18 protein-coding genes are annotated in these 17146 nt (G+C 56.7%); 3 read left to right on the forward strand and 15 right to left on the reverse strand.

The window, feature by feature from the left end:
- Positions 1 to 1079: 1079 nt before the first annotated feature.
- The 4 genes from NTX71_07135 to NTX71_07150 form a co-directional block, all read right to left on the reverse strand.
- A complete protein-coding gene (locus tag NTX71_07135; protein MCX6339677.1) occupies positions 1080 to 1307 on the reverse strand; it encodes a CopG family transcriptional regulator in 228 nt (75 codons plus the stop codon).
- Positions 1297 to 1557 (reverse strand): BrnT family toxin, encoded by a 261-nt coding sequence (locus tag NTX71_07140; GenBank protein MCX6339678.1) that lies wholly within the window; start codon positions 1555 to 1557, stop codon positions 1297 to 1299. The genes NTX71_07135 and NTX71_07140 overlap by 11 nt, the downstream gene beginning before the upstream one ends.
- A 129-nt stretch (positions 1558 to 1686) precedes the next feature.
- Positions 1687 to 2010 carry a hypothetical protein gene (locus tag NTX71_07145; GenBank protein ID MCX6339679.1) on the reverse strand — a complete coding sequence of 108 codons (324 nt, stop codon included), beginning with the start codon at positions 2008 to 2010 and terminating at the stop codon, positions 1687 to 1689.
- A 118-nt stretch (positions 2011 to 2128) separates the two neighbouring features.
- The gene (locus tag NTX71_07150; protein MCX6339680.1) at positions 2129 to 3544 is read right to left on the reverse strand and encodes a VCBS repeat-containing protein; all 1416 of its coding nucleotides are present in this window, start codon (positions 3542 to 3544) and stop codon (positions 2129 to 2131) included.
- Between the two features lie 392 nt (positions 3545 to 3936).
- Between NTX71_07150 and modA the strand changes: the two genes are divergently transcribed.
- Genes modA through NTX71_07165 form a run of 3 tightly spaced genes read left to right on the forward strand, consistent with a single transcriptional unit; the run spans position 3937 to position 6653 of the window.
- Positions 3937 to 4794: a molybdate ABC transporter substrate-binding protein gene (modA, locus tag NTX71_07155; protein MCX6339681.1), complete on the forward strand. Its 858-nt coding sequence runs from the start codon at positions 3937 to 3939 to the stop codon at positions 4792 to 4794.
- Positions 4784 to 5575 (forward strand): ABC transporter permease subunit, encoded by a 792-nt coding sequence (locus tag NTX71_07160; protein ID MCX6339682.1) that lies wholly within the window; start codon positions 4784 to 4786, stop codon positions 5573 to 5575. The genes modA and NTX71_07160 overlap by 11 nt, the downstream gene beginning before the upstream one ends.
- Complete coding sequence (locus NTX71_07165) at positions 5547 to 6653, forward strand: ABC transporter ATP-binding protein (protein MCX6339683.1); 1107 nt, start codon at positions 5547 to 5549, stop codon at positions 6651 to 6653. The genes NTX71_07160 and NTX71_07165 overlap by 29 nt, the downstream gene beginning before the upstream one ends.
- Here NTX71_07165 and NTX71_07170 read toward each other — a convergent pair.
- The 11 genes from NTX71_07170 to NTX71_07220 all read right to left on the reverse strand — a co-directional run bounded on the left by NTX71_07170 (position 6646) and on the right by NTX71_07220 (position 17141).
- Entirely contained in the window at positions 6646 to 7407 is a 762-nt protein-coding gene (locus tag NTX71_07170; GenBank protein ID MCX6339684.1) for a phosphate ABC transporter ATP-binding protein, read from the reverse strand. The genes NTX71_07165 and NTX71_07170 overlap by 8 nt on opposite strands.
- 9 nt (positions 7408 to 7416) lie before the next feature.
- Positions 7417 to 8268, reverse strand: coding sequence for a phosphate ABC transporter permease PstA (gene pstA / locus NTX71_07175; GenBank protein ID MCX6339685.1), 852 nt, complete (start codon positions 8266 to 8268; stop codon positions 7417 to 7419).
- A 1-nt stretch (position 8269) separates the two neighbouring features.
- Complete coding sequence (pstC, locus tag NTX71_07180; protein MCX6339686.1) at positions 8270 to 9166, reverse strand: phosphate ABC transporter permease subunit PstC; 897 nt, start codon at positions 9164 to 9166, stop codon at positions 8270 to 8272.
- An 87-nt stretch (positions 9167 to 9253) separates the two neighbouring features.
- Positions 9254 to 9952 carry a DUF2490 domain-containing protein gene (locus NTX71_07185; GenBank protein ID MCX6339687.1) on the reverse strand — a complete coding sequence of 233 codons (699 nt, stop codon included), beginning with the start codon at positions 9950 to 9952 and terminating at the stop codon, positions 9254 to 9256.
- 39 nt (positions 9953 to 9991) lie between these two features.
- Positions 9992 to 10951, reverse strand: a complete 960-nt coding sequence (locus tag NTX71_07190; GenBank protein ID MCX6339688.1) for a substrate-binding domain-containing protein — start codon at positions 10949 to 10951, stop codon at positions 9992 to 9994.
- Positions 10933 to 11433 carry an Rrf2 family transcriptional regulator gene (locus NTX71_07195; protein MCX6339689.1) on the reverse strand — a complete coding sequence of 167 codons (501 nt, stop codon included), beginning with the start codon at positions 11431 to 11433 and terminating at the stop codon, positions 10933 to 10935. Before NTX71_07195 ends, NTX71_07190 begins: the two co-directional genes overlap by 19 nt.
- A gap of 389 nt (positions 11434 to 11822) precedes the next feature.
- Positions 11823 to 13787 carry an ABC transporter permease gene (locus NTX71_07200; GenBank protein ID MCX6339690.1) on the reverse strand — a complete coding sequence of 655 codons (1965 nt, stop codon included), beginning with the start codon at positions 13785 to 13787 and terminating at the stop codon, positions 11823 to 11825.
- Between the two features lie 39 nt (positions 13788 to 13826).
- Positions 13827 to 14780 carry an efflux RND transporter periplasmic adaptor subunit gene (locus NTX71_07205; GenBank protein MCX6339691.1) on the reverse strand — a complete coding sequence of 318 codons (954 nt, stop codon included), beginning with the start codon at positions 14778 to 14780 and terminating at the stop codon, positions 13827 to 13829.
- A gap of 65 nt (positions 14781 to 14845) precedes the next feature.
- Complete coding sequence (locus NTX71_07210; GenBank protein MCX6339692.1) at positions 14846 to 16135, reverse strand: TolC family protein; 1290 nt, start codon at positions 16133 to 16135, stop codon at positions 14846 to 14848.
- A gap of 4 nt (positions 16136 to 16139) precedes the next feature.
- Positions 16140 to 16385, reverse strand: coding sequence for an AbrB/MazE/SpoVT family DNA-binding domain-containing protein (locus tag NTX71_07215; GenBank protein MCX6339693.1), 246 nt, complete (start codon positions 16383 to 16385; stop codon positions 16140 to 16142).
- A gap of 180 nt (positions 16386 to 16565) precedes the next feature.
- The gene (locus tag NTX71_07220) at positions 16566 to 17141 is read right to left on the reverse strand and encodes an RNA polymerase sigma factor (protein ID MCX6339694.1); all 576 of its coding nucleotides are present in this window, start codon (positions 17139 to 17141) and stop codon (positions 16566 to 16568) included.
- Positions 17142 to 17146 lie beyond the last annotated feature (5 nt).

The raw sequence follows: 17146 nt of genomic DNA on the forward strand, positions 1-17146 counted from the left end.
TAGAGTCCGTTACGAGGCCACGACCAACCAGTGGTTTGATGACCTTGAGAATACATGGACGACGGTTCGCAAAACAACACGTTCATGGTCAGTTCAAAAAATCAAGCGATTGTGTAACTTTACTTAATGCGTTTGTATTAGAAACTGCTGGGAGTTTTCAGGACTCCAGGTATCGCTCACCCACAGGCGGAATCGGCCGCAGGAGCACAGCCACATACGCCCCTGCCTATGAAGTTGGCACACAGCGACTGTCACAACCATTGCGATGGTCAACCACGGCCATATTTTTCCCGCGCTGATTTGCGACATATGTGACTCTCTTGCTCGCTACTCCTAGTATCGGAATTGAACGGCAATCCCGCTAAGCTGGACGCGGGAGGGAGCGAGCCGTAGGCTCCCGCATCCGCCCCGCCAAGGCGGCAGTCCACCAGACCGCACATTACATTTTATCTGAGCTATTTTCAAACATCTTGATTTTCAACTAAAACGCTTCATAACTTACTCAATGCCGGAGAGATGCAGGCCGAAAAGTAGCCTGTCCCCTTTTCTCCGTCATTTATCCTTCAACTCAACATCAGGATTGAGCGGCGATTTCCCTTAGCGGGACGCGGGGAAAAACAAACGCACACGCGTTCGTCCATCCGCGCCGGCAAAACGAGATCCCCAACCAAATTACTTCTTATATGCGATTTTCAGGCCTAAAAAACGTGTCTAAGCCACTTTTAAAGGCCCTAAAATCACATAATCACTTCGTGGCCAATAAGATATCGTGGTGCGACCCCGATCTTTGTCGTCCTGGAATATCTCCCCCCGCTCGTTCCCGCGGATTGTGACGTGGTACCATGCCCCGGATATTCAATCCTCAATGGTCTTGTCATGCTCGCACTACATCAACCATGCTCCTATCAGTGTATAGTAAATGTCTGACTTTTTGTTCGCCGATTTTCTTGAAATGGAGGGAAGGATGATGAGGGCTGGCTTTTACAGGGGGCGCCCGCTCGAATGACTTGTTCGCGCCGCCAGGCGCGGCAAGTCATGAGAGTCCGCCGGGCAATTCCGTCGTTCGAGCCTGCTTTTCCTCAAGCGGTCTTTTCTTTCAGCCGTTCGGAAATCCAGACCTTGATGATGGATTGGCGGGTGACCCCTAATTTTTTGGCCTCTTTGTCCAAAGAATGGATCATCCAGTTGGGAAAATCCACATTGACTCGGCGTTGTTCTTGGTCGGGTCTTCGGGCCTTGGACAAGTCAAGATAGCTGATGACGTTCCCGCCCTTTTCAAATTTCTCATCGAATTCATTAGCTTTCATACATCTGCACCTCCTCCGGCCTGGATTGTCTGACCGAGATGATTCTGGTTTTAATGCCCCGATAAGTAACGACGGCTGTCCAATGTTTCTTGTTTATTGCTCCTATAACTAACATCCTCGGCTCATCTTTTGTTCTGGCAGGGATTTCGACTCGACTGATGTCGTGCCACAGTGTTTGTGCTTCCACAAAGTCTATCCCGTGTTTTTCTTTGTTTGATCGGCTCTTCTGTTTGCCGAATTCAAATTCCATAACGGTATAAATACTATACCCTTTTGGTGTTTACCGTCAATTGCTTTTTTGCTCGTTTTTTGCTCGAACGTTGATTTTCAGCGGCGGCGCGGCTTCGCGACGTACGCTGCAAAACTTGGTTCGGCAATCTTATTTCACTGTCCAGTTCTTGGTCGTCTTGTCCATGTAGACGGCGACATGATGCCAGCCACCTTTTCCCTTGCCGGTGGGTGACCACACGACCGTCCAACACCACTTGTCTTCTTTCGGTAGTTGTCCGTAAACTGCTTGGGAAATGTAATGCTCCGAGAGGTCTATCTCTGATTTCTTCAGGTGTTGTTCCGCCAGAGTCACGGCCTCTTTGATTGCGATTGCTGGCTTTTCCGGCAAGACGGCAACGGACGCCTTGCTTGCGCCAAACGCGCAGAGAACCGTAACCATCGCGCATGCGATGATGATCGTGATTCTTTTCATATCATTTCCTCCATGCCTAAAGTTCAAGCTCACCGGCGCGCCGCATTTTGGCACATCCGGCGGAGCGAATAGTCAGGCAAGGTTAGTTTGCGAAAGATTTAGAATTGTATATATCGCTTTAGGGGCGGTCCGGACCACACGTCCCCCAGGTAACCCTCATGGTCTTCCTATCGAACATGATCACATAGGGGGTGTCATGATTCAGCTCCCGGAGGCTGCGAATCGGCGGCATCTTTCCGGCCTCCACCAGGCAAATGTAGAAGGTTACGTCATGATCGACCAGACTCTCGGGAATAGAAATATTTGGTTGGACCTTCATCGAATAAGGGGCGGATAACGGCGGAACGTTCCTGTATAACGCCTTTATCCCCGCCTCAACCGTTCCATTGGGCAGAACGGTATATATTCCTCCAGGAGGAGCGGCAACAAGGTAAACGTCAAAACTCAAAGTGACATTCTCCATCAACCTCACGACGAGATAAAACCAGCCTGTGCTCTCAAATACCCAGGGCAGCTTGGATGAACTTGGCCAAATCGTCAACGCTGGGGCAGGTGTAGGAGCTGTATTCATGAGAATCGCCACGCAACCACAGGTGTAATCCCGCACAACAAGGTCAGGTTTGCCGTCACCATTTAAATCACCGGAGGCGAGGGATTCAATCTGGCAGCCGCCGTAATACCCGACGCCGGGAGCAAATACGCCGCTGCCGCTGTTCAGTAGAACTGTTACGTCCTGTGGCCAGTCGGCATAATTCGAACCATTATCCATAGCGATATCGGGGTTGCCATCCCCGTTAAAATCGCTCAGTACGACTGAGGAAGGTCTGGGGCCCGCCGGGTGGTCAACAGCGAACCCGAATGTCCCATCACCGTTTCCGCGAAGGACCGATATACTCTCATCCCCATAATTCACCACCGCGAGGTCGAGATTGCCGTCACCGTTCAGGTCATTCGCCGCGACTGAATCGGGAAGCCAGCCGACCCCATAGTTCACAGCAGAGGCGAACCTGCCATCGCCATTCCCGATAAGGACCGATATGCTTTTGCTATCCCCGTTTACCACGGCCAGGTCGAGATTTTTGTCCCCGTTGAAATCTCCGACGGCGATTGAGCAGGGAGATTTACCTACCGTATAGCCCACGGGCGCCGCGAATGCGCCGGCCCCGTTGCCGATCAGAATTGATACGCTATCGTCATCCGAATTCGTCATGGCAATATCGAGATTTTCGTCCCCGTTAAAATCTCCAACGGCGATTGAACAGGGAGAATCACCCGCCGCATAATCAGTGGCTGCCCCAAAAGAACCGTCACCGTTGCCGAGCAAGATCGATACATCATTGTCATCGCTGTTCGGAATGGCAATGTCCAGAACTTTATCTCCATTAAAATCACCCAGAGCGATCCCCGCCGCCCCGTTCCCCACATTGTATGTAACCGGATCCGAAAACAGCGCGCCTCCGGATTGCGCACGCGCTTCGTATTGTAATGTCACTCCCAGTAACACGGTTAACGAAACAACTCCAAATGTCTTCATGTGCACTTACCTCCTTTTGCTATTCTACTAAATTATCTTGTTTTGCCCAACGTCGGAATTGAGCGGCAATCCCGCCAACGGCGGGACACGTTAGCGCATCCGCGCCGGAAAAACCCAATTGTCAAGGATAAAGATTTGACCCCCTCCCCTCTCGCGGGTCGGATAAATCCCTGCCCGCCGGCAGGCGGGGAACCACTACAAGCGGCAGATGAATCTCCACCGCCTTACAGCGGTGGTCTCATTGGGTTCGGGCTTCGCCCGACCCGCTTCGCGGCTCCCTGCTCTCACCCCCACCCTTCCAGGTGAGAAACTCCCGCAAACTTAGAACAGTATTGACGCTCCGCTATATATGCGCGAGAATATCGGAGCTTTTAGTAGGAAATCTTTAAGAAATGAACCGAACTATCTGTTATCTCGCACCATTCATAGGCGCGTGCCTCCTCCTGTCCGGGTGCGGGCCGCGGGAGAAAAGCTTGCTCTTCTTCTGCGGGTCGGCGGTGAAGGTTCCGATGGAGGAGATCGCCAGGGCGTACGAGCGCGAGCGGGGGGTAAAGGTCCTGGTGAACTACGGCGGATCGGGGAGCCTTCTCTCGCAGATGGAGCTGTCGCACAAGGGAGATCTGTACCTCGCCGGATCGCCCGACTACATCAGCATCGGGGAGAGGAAGAAGCTCCTCATCCCCGCCACGGATAAAAAGGTTGCCTACCTCATCCCGGCGATCATTGTCCCGAAGGGGAATCCAGCGCATATAAGGTCTCTCACGGATCTCGCGCGGTCGGGGGTACGCCTGGGAATGGGAAACCCTGAAACGGTCTGCCTCGGGCTTTATGGCATCGAGATTCTGAATTACAACAAATTACTGGCGCCGGTATTGAAGAATGTGGTGGTGTTCACGAAGAGCTGCGAGGACACCGCCATGCTGGCCGTGCTCGGGAAAGTCGATGCGATCCTCGGATGGGATGTGTTCGCCTCCTGGAACCCGAAGGAGGTTGAGTGGATAAGGCTGGCACCTGATGCTATTCCACGGATTGCCTACATCGCGATTGCCATCCCGGTCTACGCGAAGGATCAAGATCTCTCTCAGGATTTCATCAACTATGTCACGGGGCCCACAGCAAAAAAGATATTTGAACATTGGGGATATATCACCGACGAGACGCGCGCCAGGGAATTCGCACCGCATGCGAGGATAGGCGGCGAGTATATTTTGCCTCACGACTATTTCAGGATACTCCGCCATGAAGAATAAAATTTTTACCATTGCCTTTGCCGGCGTCCTCACGCTCCTTGTTCTTTTCCTTCTCATCCTCATCTATTCGCTCTTCGCGCAACTCCATGGTCCCGGGGCGCTCAGGGGGATCCACCGCTCGGAACTTCTCTTTGCAATCAGGCTGACACTCGTCACCGCGACCGCCGCCTCGCTCCTGGCGCTGCTCCTCGCCCTCCCCACCGCCTACGTCCTGGCGCGCTACCGCTTCCCCCTGCGGGATGCCGTTGATACCCTCCTCTACCTGCCGGTCGTGCTCTCCCCCATCGCCCTCGGCGCGCTCCTCCTCATTTTTTTCAACACGATTCCGGGGAGGCTGGTAGACCGCGCCCTTGGAGGAGTTGTCTTCGAGGTGGGCGGGATCGTCGCCGCCCAGTTCATCGTGATCATCGGCCTCGCGATCAGCCTCGTGAAATCAACCTTCGAGGGGATCAATCCGGTCTACGAGGGGATCGCCCGGACGCTCGGGGCAACGCGCTTCACGACGTTCACGAGAGTGCTCCTCCCCATGTCGAAAAACGGCATCGTCGCGGCGTTCCTCCTGACATGGGCGCGCGCGGTCGGCGAATTCGGAGCGACGGTGACGCTCGCGGGAGCGACACCGATGAAAACGGAGACGCTCCCGGTGGCGATCTTCCTGAGCTTCGCGAGCGCCGACATCAGCCGCGCGTGCGTCTTCATCCTGATCGCCGTGGGAATCTCGCTCGCGGTCCTGTTCATATTGAGGAAACTCCATGCTCGCACTACGCAACCTCTGCTGTAAGGCGGGACGGTTCTCTCTTCGCGACCTGAATCTCGATCTGGGCGCAGGGAAGTATCTTGTCCTCGTGGGCCCGACGGGGAGCGGGAAGACGACGCTCATCAAATGCATCGCGGGGCTCCTCCGCGTTTCGGGAGGCACCATCTGTCTCGGATCACGGGAGATCACGCACCTGGACCCCTCACAGAGGAACATCGGGCTCCTCCCCCAGGATTATTCCCTCTTCCCCCATCTGGACGTCCGCGGGAATATCCTGTTCGGTCCCCTTGCCAGGAGGACGCCGCGGGATGAGGCCGAGGGTCGGCTTCGCCGCCTCGCGGACGTGCTCGGGATTCGAGACTTACTGGGAAGAGGCACCGGAAATCTCTCGGGCGGCGAGGCCCAACGGGTGGCGTTGGCACGCGCGCTCATCGTACACCCTGAGGCCATACTCCTCGATGAGCCGTTCTCGGCGGTCGACCCCGGCATGCGCACGCGCCTCTGGTTTGAGATAAAAGAAATACTCAGGCTGTTGAACGTCACCGTTATCCACGTCACGCACAACCTCGACGAGGCCTCAGCAGTCGGCGACAGCATCGGCGTGCTGATCGACGGGATGCTCGAGCAGGTCGGCATACGGGACGAGGTCATGCTGCGGCCGTCAACGGAGCGGGTGGCGAGGTACCAGGGGATACGGAACATCTACCGCGGTGAGATAGTGAACATCGAGCGCGGCAAGATCACGGTGCAGTGCGGCACCCTGAATATCGTCGCACTCCAGGAATCATCCTGCCGGGTCGGCCAGCATGTGACCGTCTGTGTAAGGCCGCAGGATATTAAAATCATCAAGGAGGGAGAGCCGCTCAGAGAAGAACTCAGGGACAATCAGTACGAGGCAGAGATCGTATCATCCTACCTCTGCAACGACTTTTGCAGCATGACAGTGCGCTCCTGCGTGGAGTTTGAACTGAGGTTCCCCTCGTACATCTACAGGAGGCACAACCTTTGCACGGGGAAGAAGATCACCGTCGCGATCCGCCAGGACGCCATCGTCATCTTCCCCACAATGCCTGATCGCGCGACCGGCCAGCCGGTCAACTGATGATTCCCTGGATATACTCCCGCGTCATCGCCTCGCGCGGGTTGCTGAAAACCCGCTCTGCGGGGCCGTGTTCTACAAGCTCGCCCATGTAGAGAAAAATCACGTAGTCGGCGAGCCGCCTCGCCTGGCGCAGGATGTGGGTCACGAGAACGATGGTGTAGCTCTGTTTGAGCTCGAGAAAAATCCCCTCGATCCGCCGGCTCGATTTTGGATCGAGAGCCGAGGTGGGCTCATCGCCCAGGATGATCTCGGGCTCGACCGCCAGCCCCCGCGCGAGGCAGAGCCGCTGCTGCTGCCCGACAGAGAGCCTCGATGCCGGGAGCTGCAGCCTGTCCTTCACCTCTTCCCAGAGTCCCGCCTGCCTGAGATGATGCTCGACCAATTTCGCCAGTTGTCTCTTATCCCTCACTCCGTGTATCCTCGGCCCGTATGCGACATTGTCGAAGACCGACATCGGCAGCGGATAGGGTTTCTGCGAGAGGAGCCCCATCTTCTTCCTGATGGCGGTAATCTCGACCGCCGGATCGAATATGTTCTTACCATCCACGAGAACCTCGCCGGAAACCCTCACCCCTTCTACAAGGTCGATCAGGCGGTTGAAAGACTTCAACAGGGTGGTCTTCCCGCAGCCGGATGGACCGATGATGACCGTGATCTTCCTGGCGGGTATGTCCACGGTTATATCCTTCAGCGCGCGCTCCTGTCCGTAGTGGACATTGAGGTTCCGCACGCGTATCTGCGCTTCGCCTGTCATCTCGATCTCCTATCTCACGACGTGCCGGGCATATTTCCCCGCGAGCAATCTCGCTGCGATACTGATGACTAAAATCAACGCAGTCAGTATGAACGCCGAGGCGTATGCCCTCTCCTGCACCTCGGGGAACGGGGTGCCCATCTGGAAGAAAATCGCCAGCGGCAACGTCGCCGCGGGGCGAAAGAGCGAACAAGGGACTGAGTCGGAGAAGCCGGCGGTGAACAGCACCGATGCCGCGTCCCCGATTCCCCTCCCGAACGCGAGCATGACGGCGGTGGCGATGCCCGGCAACGCCTGCCTGACGAGCACCTTCAACGAGGTCTCGAGCCTTGTTGCCCCCAGTGCGTACGAGGCCTCCGTGAGCTCTGCGGGCACCAATCGCAGCACCTCATCCATCGCTCTCGTCATCACCGGCAGGATGAGCAGCGCCACGGTGATGATGCCTCCCAGGAGCGAAGATCCAAGGCCGAAGAAGAGCATCAGGGTAAAGCCGAATGCACCGTACACGATGGAGGGGACGCCCCACAGCACGTCAAACGAGAAACGGGTGAAGGTCGCCAGGAGGGAGCCTCTCCTCGCATAGGCGTTCAGGTAGAGCACCACGGGAAGGCCGATGAGAAATGCGAGGAGCGTCGCTCCCCCTGCGAGATAGAGAGAGCCGATGATCGCATTGAGAATTCCACCCTCCTTCCCTAGGTAGTAGCCGCCCTTCGGTGTCTGGGTGATCATTGCGAAGCTCATGGCGGGCAAGCCCTTCACAATCACCGTCGTCACAATCAGCGCGAGGAGCGCCAGGATTATGAATGCGGAGGCGAGCATCAGGAACTTGAATATACCCTCTTCTACCTTTCTTCTGTCCATCCTAATGCATCCCTCCCTCGACTCTCATGAGTATAATCCTGGAAAATAGATTGAACAGCAAGACCACCATCAAAAGCACAAGAGACGCGAGCAGAAGCGCCGAGTCATAGAGCGGGATGGAGAGCATCTCGCCGTAGTTATTGGCGATCAGCGCCGGGAGGGGATAGGCGGGGTCCAGCACCGAGGAAGGGATCTTCGCGACATTCCCCGCCACCATGAGCACGGCCATCGTCTCTCCAAACGCCCGTGACACCCCCAGGCCGATCGCGGCAATGATTCCGGGGAGGGACCTGCGCATGACCACGTGTTTCACCGTCTGCCACTTCGTCGCGCCGAGCGCCAGCGAAGCCTCCCTGATCTCCGAGGGAACAGACCTGAACACCTCCGTGGCGACATGGATGATTATTGGAAATACCATGATCGCGAGCACGATGCCACCGGCGAGGACAGTGTAACCGGTTGAAATGACACCAAAGAACGGCGCGATGTGATTCTTGATCATCGGCACGATCACCAGCACTCCCCAGATTCCGTAAACGACCGAGGGGATTCCGGCAAGCAGGTCGATGAGCGGGGAGGTCCATTCCCGTACCGTGCGTGGCGCATACTCAGAGAGGTAAATTGCGGTGAGGAGTGAGAGCGGAACCGCGATCGCGATCGCCACGCCCGTCACCCAGAGCGTCCCCATGATAAAGGGGAGAAATCCAAAAAGGCCCCGCAGCGGCTGCCAGGCGCGCGAACAGAGCAGTGACATCAGGGGGTGGAGCGCCAGGATCGGTCTCGACCGCTGGTAGAGGGCGAGGAGCATCAGAAAGACGAGGAGAGAAGCGCCAACCGACAGCGCCTGCGTGACGATGCGCGCACATTTGTCTTTGAATACTCTTCTGGTTCGAGTCACAGCATCTCCTCGCGGGGGTCTTACGGGGACCGATAACGCGGGGCAGCCGGAGATCGGCGCGCCCGCACACATCAGACGCAGCGGGAACTAAAAATTATATGAAACTGCCGTGCCACACACATTGCTTCCCGTCCACTCGCCGCCTCGACCGCTCCTTTCCGCAAGCCGCATGTAGTACCAGTCAAGAGTGAGAAATTTAAAGAGCTGAAAGCTGAGGCCGCCGTAAACCCTGTTCTGATTAAACGCGATGCCATTGGTGAGGTCGAAATAAAAAGCATTTGCGGTATAGGGAGAGATCGTGAGCTTCTCCGATTTAAACACCGGGTAAGACACCTTCGGATAGAACCGGTATCTCCAGGTATAGACGTGATCCTTGTAATACCTGATCCGCATGTCGAGGCGGTTCTGAAGGGTCAGGGAGAGGTCGCCCAGCGCAAACTTATCCACCCCCAGATCGGCGAGCTTGAACTTCGGCGTCACAAAAAACATGAGTCGGTGCTCGGTATTAAATTCGCCCGGGTCTCCCTCCTGAATATTACCGTATTGCATCCCGAGGATGAGCCATTTCCATGGATAATAGTCCGGCCCCATGTAGAAATGGTAGTGGTAGAACTCGTCCATGTCATCACGGAAGCGGGTTTCAAAGATGCCGTTCAGATCCACCTTCTTCTTAATCACCGGAAGTTTAAATGAATAGGTGTTCCACATCTTCCAGTCATCATCCCCCCACGCCAGCGCCCCTATGAATAGTACCAGGATCGCACCGCATACTACCCGTATCCTCATTCGTCCCTCCCCCTTATGTGCAACATGATACACAGCAGCTTACTTACCCTCGAGCTTCTTGAGCTCTCCGGAGAGCTTCTCCGCGGACAAGTTGATATAGCCTGTTTGGGGTACATACCTCTGGCCATCAGTGAGTACCCACTTCAGAAACTCATCCACGATCTCCTTCTCAGGCTTGCCCTTGCAGACAAAATAGAGCTCGCGGGCAGGTGGGGAGGGATACTTCCCATCATTTATGGCCTTCGTAATATCACTCCTGCTTTTATAGAAATCCTCTCCCTCATCGATGCGGCCATCTCCGTTGAGATCTATCGGCAACACTTTTATCCCTTTTACCTGCGCAAGGGTCTTCGCGTCATAGACGTAATTGATATTATTGAATCCAACCCCGAGCACGTCGCTCTTCACCGCGCCCGCCAGCCCCGGGTCTCCATACACCCCCGTCCCCTGCAGATCCTCCTGTTTCCCGCCGAGGTACTCAGCCCATGTCTGAGCGGCACCGCAGGCATCGGAGCGGGTGTACACATGGATCGGGTCCTTCCGATCATTGCCCGCGACTGCCCCCCAATTCTTAACCGTTTCACGTATCCATATCCCAACGAGGGTTTCCCTCTTCACCCCCCTGGCGAGGAGCGCCTGTATCACGGGGTTGTTCTCATTGATCGTGGAGACCACAGCGTCCTTGGTTACCGCGACCCACCACGCCCCTTTTTGCGCCTCCGAGGGGTTGATCGCACGGGACACCATGCCGATATCGGCGACACCGGCCAGCGCATCGGCCATCCCCTTGCCGGCGCCTCCCGCAGAGACATCTATCTTCACCGCCGGATGGATCTTCTGAAACTCCTCAGCCCACTTCACCGCCATCGGATAGAGCGCCCACGCACCCGAAACGGTGATTGAACCCTTCAACTCCTCTGCACCCGCACGGCCCGCGCGCATTCCCGCCTGGAGAATCGCAACGCACATCACCACTGGAATCAACAGCTTTTTCTGCATACATACCCCTTCCCTCCGCGTTCAATTCTCTTCACCTTCGCCCGTGGCGTCGGTTTCTTCCCGCGGGCGCGATTCCCTCCTCCGCCCAGATCGGCAAATGTGACGCCTTCTAAAATTCCCGCAATCGCGTTTCGCACCTCCAGCATCACGCGACGGAGGCCACAGCTTTTCTCCTCCGGGCAGCTCACGTGGGCCCAGGTGCTCGTGCAGCCCAGCGGGGCGAGCGGCCCGTCAATGACGCGGATCACTCGCGCGAGGGTGATCTCCCGCGGGTGCCTGCTCAGCGCGTAGCCTCCGCCCAAGCCCCTCCTGCTCTGAAGCAGGCCCGCCTTTCTGAGGCTGAGCAGGATCTGTTCGAGAAATTTTTCCGGTATTCTCTCCTTTTTAGAAATCTCGCGAATCCGCACCACGCCCTTCTCATAGTTCCTGGAGAGATGAATCATCGCCCTCAGGGCGTACTCCCCCTTTTTTGAAACCCTCATGCCATTGTCTCCACGATATTAGTCTACTTAGTAGGTCAACTATGTAGACAATGTACCATCGGGGGGCTTGGTGGTGTCAACAAAAATATCCCGTGGTGGGGCACGCCGTTAGTCTTTGAGGGTATTTTCAGTACTTCAAAATCTCACCACGGAGGACACGGAGAAAAGAAGGAGCGCACGGAGAAAGCGAGGCAATTGTTTTATTGAGAACGCAGATTTCGCAGATGTGCGCAGATAGGAAAAACGGTTATGCGTTCCTGTAATAAATCTGCGTTTATCTGCGTCAATCTGCGTTCAATATCTCCTTTTAAACGCTTTATCCGCTCGTATCCGCGTGCATCCGCGGCGAAATCTTTAATCCTCAATTATCAAGCGGCTCAATTCCTGTGCTATTCGTACCGCAGCGCCTCGATCGGGTTGAGGGCGGCGGCGCTCTTAGCGGGCCAGAGCCCAAAGAGCAATCCCACGCCAATAGAGAATGTCACCGCAAGCAGTACCGAGGACAGTGAGACGCGCACCGCCCAGCCCGCCAGGTTCGCCATGAGGGCTGAGGCGCCGACCCCGAGCGCGATCCCCGCAAGCCCTCCGCTGAACGTCATCATCGCCGATTCGATGAGAAACTGCACCATGATGTCCATGCCTCGCGCCCCGATCGCCTTGCGCAGGCCGATCTCCCTCGTCCGCTCCGCAACCGAGACGAGCATTATATTCATAATACCGATGCCGCCTACGATAAGCGAGATCGCCGCGATGGAGCCCAGCAACCAGGTCATCGTTTTCGTGGTGCTCTCGAGCGCCGCCTGCATCTCCGCCATGTTGCGGATCTCGAAGGTGTCCTCCCTTTCCTTTGAGAGCCGATGCCGCTTGATAATCAGTTCCTTGACCGCGCTCTCCGCGGCTTCCATCACCGCAGGATCGGCGCCCTCGACATAGATCGAATCGAGGTAGTCTTTCCCGAGGAGCCTATACATCGCAGTGCTGATGGGGACCACCACGGTGTCATCCTGGTCGCGAGGCCCCATGGCTCCTTTTTCGGGGAGGACCCCTATCACCTGAAAGTTGATGCGGTTGATCTTCACTGTCGAACCCACCGGGTTCACATCCCCGAACAGCGCGCGAGAGACGGTGGTCCCCAGGAGGGTGACCTTCTCGCGGCTCCTGACCTCCTCCGCGGTGAAGAATCTGCCCACAGTTGGATTCGAGGCCCGCAGGTCCTTGTAATCCACGCCCGTCCCCTCGACCTGGGTGTTCCAGTTCTTGTTGCCGTAGACCACCTGCGCGCGTCCCTGAACCGCCGGCGACACCCGCCGCACCTCTGAAAACTTTGCAATCGCATCGGCATCTTGAAGGGTAAGCCGCGTCACCGAACCAGCCTCGAGCGCCACGCCGTGAACCCGGTGGGAGCCCGAACGAACCATGAGGAGGTTGGACCCCATCGAGGCGAGCCTCTGGGCGATCGATTCCTTCGCGCCGCGGCCGAGGGCGAGCATCGCGATGACCGCGCCAACGCCGATGAGGATACCGAGCATCGAGAGCGAGGAACGCATCTTGTGGGAGCTGATCGCGCGAAGCGCCTGGCGTATATGGTCCCCTAATTCCGCCTTCCCCACTCCCGCGTGGGCACTGGCCATGAGGCTTTCGAACTGTCCCGTCGGGCGCGCCACATTATCTTCTCCAACCTCTGGGCCTTTCTGCTCGTCAGAGATGATCCGCCCGTCCCGCATGGAGATGATCCTCCTGGCACGCCTGGCGATCTCCGGCTCATGCGTAACGATGACGACCGTTTTCCCCTGTTTGTTCAGACCCTCGAGTATCTTAATGACCTCGGCCTCGCTCTTGCTGTCGAGGTTTCCCGTCGGCTCGTCCGCGAGGATGATGGGTGGTTCGTTGACAAGGGATCGCGCGATCGCCGCCCTCTGCTGTTCTCCCCCCGACATTTCCGTGGGTCGATGAGCAGCTCGCTCCGAGAGGCCGACCTCCCCCAGCCTGGCGCGCGCTTTTTCCTTCAGGTGGCGCTGACCGGCATAGATGAGCGGGAGCTCGACATTCTCCAATGCGCTGGCGTAGGGCAAGAGGTGGAACTGCTGAAAGACAAAACCCATCATCCTGTTCCTGAGCACCGCGAGCTGGTCGTCCGTGAGTTTGGTGAGCTCGCGTCCCCCCATCCTGTATGAGCCGGTGTCGGGCCTGTCCAGGCATCCGATGACGTGGAGGAGCGTAGATTTCCCCGAGCCGGAGGGGCCGATGATCGCCACAAACTCTCCCTCTTTGACTTTCAGCGAGAGATCCATGAGGGCGTGGACGCTCGCCTTCCCCATCTGGTATGTTTTGGATATGCGTGTCAGCTCCAGCATGCTGGCTTCCCTCGATAAAAAGATGGTTTCTCTCTACGATTACCTTGGCCTGGGCATGCTTGGCATGAACGGGTTACTCCCCGTCGCCGCGCCCTTCGGCAGTTTCTTCTTCGCACTCCTGATCACCACCGTATCATTGGTGGTGAGCCCCGAGACAATCTCCACATTCTTGTCGTCAGCAATCCCCAACGCAACCTTTTGTTTGACCGGCGTTTTCCCGTTCCCCTGGGCGAGCAGCACTTCCCCGCCTCTTTTCGTTCTCCTCACGGCCTCAAGCGGCAGGCAGAGGACATTCTCCTTGCTCGCCTCCACGATTTCCACGACCGCGCTCATCCCGGACCGGAAGACATCCGGCACTTTTTCCGGCAACACGTCCACCTCATAAATCGTGACGTTGTTGACGGTCTTGGACTCATAAGAAATGTGATCCACCCTCGATGGGGCCTTCACGTCAGGGTACGCATCGAGGCTGACGATGGCCTGCTGCCCGACCTTCACCTTGCCGACATCGGTCTCATCAACCAGGGCGTTGACGATGAGGCGGTCGGAGAGCACGAGCACGGGGGTCGTCGAAGTGACCGTCTGCCCCGGCTCCACCGCGCGCACAATCACGTCCCCGTCAATCGGGGATATCAACGGCGTGGGCTTGTACACATCACTCCAGTATTTCAGCGCTTCCGCCCCCTGTGACCGCGCCGCGTCGAGCAGCGCCGCCCGCTCGGTCGAGCTCATCCAGGCGAGCATCTGGCCGATCTTCACCTTGTCCCCCTCGTGCACCAGTATTTCCTCGACCCGCCCGCCGATCGGCGGCTTTAACTCGAGGCGGTTCTGGGGCTCAACGTCGCCCGTCGTCGAGATGACCGCGCGGATATTGCAATAGAACGGGGTAATCTCGGTGATCGTCTCGTCGGCCCTTTTTTCGCGACGGATAATTAATATCGCGCCGACGATAATGACAATTGCCAGCGCACCAATCAAGTTTTTTAGTGTCATGTGACGCATACGTATCTCCAGTATCCTGTCGGTTATGCTGCGATTATGAACGGCCAATGGCTATATCAGGGCCGTGGTGACACGGGCTCGCTCTCCAGAGTGCCCCCCTGCGCCTGAACCCAGTTTGCCTCCGCAACCAGGGAAGCGGCCTCTACGACCAAAAATGCTTTCTTGGCCCTCACGAGCGCATCCTCGATGATTGTCCAGTCGTCGAAGAGGACCAACCCAATCTGATACTCGGCCCGGCTGATCTTCGCGCGCTCCTCGCCGGCGACCAGGTATTTCTGCTGCACCCCCACCTGCTCGAGGGCATCCTGGAGATCCGTCCAGGTTTTCTCCAGCGTCAGTATGACGCCATCCCGCCCGCTCTTCTCGTCCGCCACCGCCTGGTTGAGCACTGCCCGCGTCCGGTATACCTCCGATATGCGGTTTCGCCCCGTGAAGAGCGGGTAGCTGACATTCAGCCCCAGGGACCATTCATTCTTATTCGGCGGCCAGGTGTCCACCGCGACCTTTCCCGCCTGAATATTCCCGAACACCTGCGGAAAGAAATCAGCCTTGGCAGATTTCAGGCCGTAGCGCGCCGCATCCGTCAGGGCGATGAGTTTCTGCAGAAAGGGATTGGTGTCGGCCACATTCTCAAAATCCGGTCTCGCCGAGACCCGGTCCACCACGTCGAAAGTCCCTTCCGCAATGACCGGGATCAGGTGAGTGCGCCCCATCACCTTGCTCAACCGCCTCTGGCCAAGCAGGATGGCGCGCTCGGCCTGCTCGACGTCATACTCCGCCTGGGCGAGGTCCGCCTGTGCGAGGAGGAGCGACCCCCTGTGCTCCCTCCCCGCCTCATAACGCAACCGCACAAGGTCGGCGTTCTGCCGGCGGCGCTGCTCGATATCCCTCGTTATGTTCAGGAGCTCCTGGGCGCTAAGGAGGTCGGCGAAGGCATTTCGAAGGCTGAGCCTGACCTGTGAGGATGTGACGACATAACTGTACCGCGCAGCGGTAATCTCGTTGCCTGCACGCTCTACACTGAAGACGGTTTTGAATCCGTCGAAGAAGAGCTGTTTACCCGACAACTGCATGCTGTGTGCATTCGTGGTATCCAGACCGCTCCCCCCCTCCCTCCCGTCGTCCATCGATGCGTTTACCTGAGGGAAGAGCGGGCTGGCCTTGATAGACCTGTTGGCTTTTGACTGGGCTATAACCTCCATTGCGGAGACCAGGTCGGGATTGTACCTCTTGGCCTCCTGCACGCACGCCTTCCAGGCCATGACTTCCGCAGAAGACTCGCCCCTTGCCGCCGTGCCGCGGAGGATGAGAACGAGAGTCCATAGAATAATTGTGCCGCGCCTCATCTCCTCACCTGCTTTTTTTTGAAACCTTCTTCTCCAGCCGCGCAATCATCTTCGCCGCCTGTTTCAAAAAGGCGTTGAAATCGTCCGCGCGCATGAGGCCGATGATCTTTCGCTCGGGCTTGACCATCACCATGAGCCGCTCGCCGGGCCGGATCCGCAATAGCTCCCTCACCTCGGCGGGTATGACAATCTGTCCCCGCTCACCCACCGTTGCGGTGCCGTGCACCTTGCCTCTGAATATTCCGTTCATCTCACGACCCTCCCGCCTGATAGCAGGCCGGTTGTCAGGCAATATGATATGTATGAATAGTATGATATATCTACTGCCGGCGCCAATCAATATAAAAACTACCGTATGACTGCATATATAAAAATAGCGCCCGGTCTACGCTCCCTTCTTGCCAACCTCATTCGCACACTCGCGCGCGGATTACATCAGTTTTTCATAATAGCGATAAAGCCTCTTGCGCAGATTGTTCTTGGCCCGGTGAAGCAAGGCATCGACGGCTGACACCGTTGTCCCAAGAATTTCCGCAATTTCTTTATTGGAAAAGTCATGATACTTGCTCAGCGTGATGGCCATTCTCTGGTTTTCCGGCAATATGCCTAATGCATGCTGCAGAACGCGATATCGTTCCCGCCTTTCCATCTCGGCATCCGGGAGGCTGCTGCGGGGGGCGGGAAGTTTCTCGATCTGATTGTCTATGCCTATCAATGTTTGAATGAATCCGAACCTTTTTCTCCTGTTTATCCTCCGGATAAAATCCAGGGACTTGGCCACTGCGATCCGATAAATCCAGGTGGACAATTTTGACTCTCCCCGAAAATCGGAAATGGACCGGTAGACCTTAATAAAGACTTCCTGGGCTATATCCTCGGCATCTTCTCGGATAAAGACGAACCTGTAGCATATATTGATAACCAGCTCCTGATGGAGTTCCACAAGTCGTTTAAATGCTTCCGGGTTCCCGTCTTTTAAATCTTGCAGCAGTTCCAAATCTTCCATGGACA

Source organism: Candidatus Auribacterota bacterium (assembly GCA_026392035.1).
GTDB lineage: Bacteria > Auribacterota > Tritonobacteria > UBA1439 > UBA1439 > JAPLCX01.

Excerpts from the sequence above, each read along its gene's own strand:
- NTX71_07135 (MCX6339677.1), bottom strand. The coding sequence starts at position 1,307 with ATGAAAGCTAATGAATTCGATGAGAAATTTGAAAAGGGCGGGAACGTC.
- NTX71_07140 (MCX6339678.1), bottom strand. The coding sequence starts at position 1,557 with ATGGAATTTGAATTCGGCAAACAGAAGAGCCGATCAAACAAAGAAAAA.
- NTX71_07145 (MCX6339679.1), bottom strand. The coding sequence starts at position 2,010 with ATGAAAAGAATCACGATCATCATCGCATGCGCGATGGTTACGGTTCTC.
- NTX71_07150 (MCX6339680.1), bottom strand. The coding sequence starts at position 3,544 with ATGAAGACATTTGGAGTTGTTTCGTTAACCGTGTTACTGGGAGTGACA.
- modA (MCX6339681.1), top strand. The coding sequence starts at position 3,937 with ATGAACCGAACTATCTGTTATCTCGCACCATTCATAGGCGCGTGCCTC.
- NTX71_07160 (MCX6339682.1), top strand. The coding sequence starts at position 4,784 with ATGAAGAATAAAATTTTTACCATTGCCTTTGCCGGCGTCCTCACGCTC.
- NTX71_07165 (MCX6339683.1), top strand. The coding sequence starts at position 5,547 with ATGCTCGCACTACGCAACCTCTGCTGTAAGGCGGGACGGTTCTCTCTT.
- NTX71_07170 (MCX6339684.1), bottom strand. The coding sequence starts at position 7,407 with ATGACAGGCGAAGCGCAGATACGCGTGCGGAACCTCAATGTCCACTAC.
- pstA (MCX6339685.1), bottom strand. The coding sequence starts at position 8,268 with ATGGACAGAAGAAAGGTAGAAGAGGGTATATTCAAGTTCCTGATGCTC.
- NTX71_07185 (MCX6339687.1), bottom strand. The coding sequence starts at position 9,952 with ATGAGGATACGGGTAGTATGCGGTGCGATCCTGGTACTATTCATAGGG.
- NTX71_07190 (MCX6339688.1), bottom strand. The coding sequence starts at position 10,951 with ATGCAGAAAAAGCTGTTGATTCCAGTGGTGATGTGCGTTGCGATTCTC.
- NTX71_07195 (MCX6339689.1), bottom strand. The coding sequence starts at position 11,433 with ATGAGGGTTTCAAAAAAGGGGGAGTACGCCCTGAGGGCGATGATTCAT.
- NTX71_07200 (MCX6339690.1), bottom strand. The coding sequence starts at position 13,787 with ATGCTGGAGCTGACACGCATATCCAAAACATACCAGATGGGGAAGGCG.
- NTX71_07205 (MCX6339691.1), bottom strand. The coding sequence starts at position 14,780 with ATGACACTAAAAAACTTGATTGGTGCGCTGGCAATTGTCATTATCGTC.
- NTX71_07210 (MCX6339692.1), bottom strand. The coding sequence starts at position 16,135 with ATGAGGCGCGGCACAATTATTCTATGGACTCTCGTTCTCATCCTCCGC.
- NTX71_07215 (MCX6339693.1), bottom strand. The coding sequence starts at position 16,385 with ATGAACGGAATATTCAGAGGCAAGGTGCACGGCACCGCAACGGTGGGT.
- NTX71_07220 (MCX6339694.1), bottom strand. The coding sequence starts at position 17,141 with ATGGAAGATTTGGAACTGCTGCAAGATTTAAAAGACGGGAACCCGGAA.